Annotated in this window: 3 protein-coding genes; 1 reads left to right on the forward strand and 2 read right to left on the reverse strand. The window is 72.1% G+C overall.

Going from position 1 to position 2,764, the window contains the following annotated elements:
* Positions 1-1,165, reverse strand: a 1,165-nt coding sequence (locus IE321_RS24460) for a M28 family peptidase (protein WP_190224532.1), incomplete at its 3' end; no start/stop codon positions are given.
* Between the two features lie 212 nt (positions 1,166-1,377).
* Positions 1,378-2,364 (reverse strand): LuxR C-terminal-related transcriptional regulator, encoded by a 987-nt coding sequence (locus tag IE321_RS24465; RefSeq protein WP_190224533.1) that lies wholly within the window; start codon positions 2,362-2,364, stop codon positions 1,378-1,380.
* 214 nt (positions 2,365-2,578) lie between these two features.
* On the opposite strand from IE321_RS24465, the gene IE321_RS24470 reads away from it, so the two are divergent.
* Positions 2,579-2,764: hypothetical protein (locus tag IE321_RS24470; RefSeq protein WP_190224534.1), on the forward strand; the 186-nt coding region annotated here is incomplete at its 3' end.

The raw sequence follows: 2,764 nt of genomic DNA on the forward strand, positions 1-2,764 counted from the left end.
TGCCGGTCCGGTTGTGCAGGTTGTAGACCGAGCCGTCCGGGGCGATCAGGTCGACGATCAGGTCGCCCCGCCAGGTGTGGACGATGTCCACGCCGACGGCGAGGGTGGCCGGGGCGTTGCCGGTGACGCCGGAGACGGTCACGGAGGAGGTCACCGCGGCGCCGTTGTCCGGGATGGCGACGTCGGCGGTGTTCTCGAAGACCGTGCCGGTCGGCGGGGTCGTGGTGGTGCCGGACAGGGTCCAGATCGCGTGCGCGATGGCGTCGCTGTTGCGGTCCAGGGCCGTGTCGTTGATGTTCGCGGTGGTGTCGCAGGAGGAGTGGTAGCAGCGGTCGAAGGCCGTGGCCGTACCGCCCCACTTCGCCACCTGCGCGCTGCTCTTGACCCGGCTGGCGCCGGTGAACAGCCCGCCGACGGGGATGCCCACGTTCTTGAAGGAGGCGTGGTCGGAGCGCCCGTCGCCCTCGGTCTCGATCTCGGTCGGGACGCCGAGGCCGGCGAAGTAGTTCTTGAAGGTCGTCTCGATCGTGGGGTCGTCGTCGTAGACGAAGTAGCCCGGGTTCGGCGAGCCGATCATGTCGAAGTTGAGGTAGCCCTTGAGCTTCGCGCGCTCGGTGGTGGCGAGGTTGTTCACGTAGTGCTTGGAGCCGACCAGGCCCAGCTCCTCCGCGCCCCACCAGCCGAAGCGCAGGTGCTTGTCGGGCTGGTAGCCGGAGCGGGCGACGGCGAGCGCGGTCTCCAGGATCGCGGCGGAGCCGGAGCCGTTGTCGTTGATGCCGGCGCCCGAGGTGACCGAGTCGAGGTGCGAGCCGGCCATGATGACCTGGTTCGGGTCGCCGCCCGGCCAGTCGGCGATCAGGTTGTAGCCGGTGGTGCCGTTGTACGTGAACTGCTGGATGGACGTGGTGTATCCGGCCGCGTCCAGCTTGGCCTTCACGAAGTCGATGGACGCCTTGTAGCCGGTCCGGCCGTGCGCGCGGTTGCCGCCGTTGGCGGTGGCGATGGACTGGAGGTCGGCCAGGTGCTGCTTCACGTTGGCGACCGGGATGTCCGGTGCGGCGGTGGCGCCCGCGGGCGCGGCGCCGGCGGGCGCGGCCCCGGCGAGGGCGCCGAGGACGAGGGCCGTGGAACCGGCCAGGGCGGAAAGTCTCGCGGAGAGCTTCATGTGGGGGCTCCGGATTCCGAACGGGGATGGGACGGAACGTGCGAGCGCCTCGCGCCGTGGGTGGCGCGAGGCGTTGGAGCTGTGCGGGCGGTGCCCGCAGGGGTGTGATGGGATCCCTGCGGTAGGTGTGCGCGTGCTGAATGCTCAGTGAAGTGACGATGTCCCGTCAAGACCTGAATCCGGTCAGGACGGTTCGCTCAGCGGACACCCCGTCAGAGCCAGCCCTCCCGCGCCGCCTTCAGACCCGCCTCGAAACGGCTGGTGGCGTGGAGGCGTTCCATCAGCGCGGCCATCTGCCGCCGCACCGTGCGCAGCGACACCCCGAGGCGCTTGCCCGCCGCCTCGTCCGTCATGCCTGAGGCCAGTAGCCGCAGCAGTTCGAGCTCGGCCGCGGAGGGACGGGCGTCGGAGGCGCGGGGCCGGTCGGCCCCGAGCGGGACTGCGGCCTGCCACGTCTGCTCGAAGAGGGTGACCAGCGAGGCGACGATGCCGGGCGCGCTGGTGCACAGGGCTCCGGTGCGGGAGTTGCCGGGATCGACGGGGACGACCGCGACCGTGCGGTCGAAGACCAGCAGGCGGGTCGGCAGCAGCGGGCTGGTCCGCACCTGGCCGCCCTGCTCGGTCAGCCAGCGGGCGTAGGCGAGCGTCGCCGGGTCGTTGCGGGCGCTGTCCTGGTACACCGAGCACATCTCGATGCCGCGGGCCAGCGCCCGCCGGTCCAGCGGGCGCGAGGCGGTCATGCTGGCCTCGGACAGCGCGCCGCCCGGCAGGATCGCCAGGCACTCGCGGGTCAGGCCGTGGGCCAGCTCCTCCAGCCGGTTCTGGATGGCGTCCATGCCCACGAGCCGTTCCGCGCCGTCGATCTCGGTGTTCGGGCGCAGTCCGGCGAACTCGGAGACCACCTCGGCCGCAGCCGCCCTGCTGCGCTCCAACTCCTGCTGCTGACGCACGAGTTCCTGCTCCTGGCGGCGCAGGAGCACCTCCAGGCCGACCTCCGGCCGTACCGCCCGCAGCGCTCCCGGGCTGTCCCGTGAGGGTCTGAGCAGGCCCAGGTCGACCAGCTGGTCCAGGCTCTCGCGGACCTGCGCCTCGGCGAGCCCGAGCCGGGCGCCCAGCTCGGCGATCCCTCCCGACGGATCGGCCAGCATCTCCCGGTACACGGCCTCCACGGCGCTCCCGAGTCCCAGTGCCTCCAGCATGCCCAGCCCCCCAGCTGTGCTCCGGCCCGCCCCTCACGGGCACCCCTCGTCGCGATCGTAGACGCGGACTGGCACCAAGGTGCCAGGCCCGTTGGTGCCAGCCGGAACTCCTTCCCCGCGTCCGGCGGCGACAGCAGCATGGTGACCACCGGAACGGCGGGCGGAAGCCCCGGGCCGGACGCCTCACCACCACCCATCCGACCAGGGGGATTTCATGTTCCGCGCCAAGATCACCGCCGGCACCGTCCGCACCGTCGTCGTCGTCGCAGCCCTCTGCGCCGCGACCGTCGCCGGCGTCGGCACGGCCTCCGCCGAAGGTCAGGTCGGGCACCGGATCAGCGCCTCGGACGGTGACGGCAGCATCAGCTGGGACGCGGCCCCGGCGGCGGACGGTGACGGC

Origin of the sequence: Streptomyces hydrogenans, assembly GCF_014656075.1 — a bacterium.
GTDB classification, from domain to species: Bacteria; Actinomycetota; Actinomycetes; order Streptomycetales; family Streptomycetaceae; genus Streptomyces; species Streptomyces hydrogenans.

What these genes read in the sequence shown, in the direction of transcription:
- IE321_RS24465 (WP_190224533.1), bottom strand. Translation starts at nt 2,364, where the DNA reads ATGCTGGAGGCACTGGGACTCGGGAGCGCCGTGGAGGCCGTGTACCGG.